Source organism: Salinimicrobium oceani (assembly GCF_012037645.1).
This window is the reverse complement of record NZ_JAAVJR010001274.1, coordinates 1-335: the sequence shown is the minus strand read 5'-3', so window position 1 is coordinate 335 and position 335 is coordinate 1. Positions and strand designations below refer to the sequence as shown.

Sequence of the window (335 nt, the reverse complement as noted above, 5' to 3'; positions counted from 1 at the left end):
GGAAAAATGTTCAATGACGACTGGATGCGGAAGATGGGATATATTGAATAGAAACAAAAGTCAAGAGACTAGAATCAAGACCAAAAAATAAAAAAAGCTGTTCAATATTGAGCGGCTTTTTTTATTGCTGAAGTTCCTGTTGCTATATCCAATTTTTGAACCAGCCAAAAAGCAAATGCACCGGTAAAATAAAGCAGTACGTCCAGGACATCTGCCGTGTATCGATCAGTAGCTTCCGGCAGGTAGAGCTCGAAAGAAAGCGAATAAAATGCTGCCAGTGAAAAGGCCGAAAAAATGGAAATCTGAAGCTGTTCTTTTCTGCTGAATTTACTTAT

1 pseudogene is annotated in these 335 nt (G+C 38.5%); it reads right to left on the bottom strand.

The features are described 5' to 3' along the window. Positions 1–101: 101 nt before the first annotated feature. A pseudogene (locus tag HC175_RS21805) lies at positions 102–335 on the bottom strand (hypothetical protein); the annotation flags it as partial.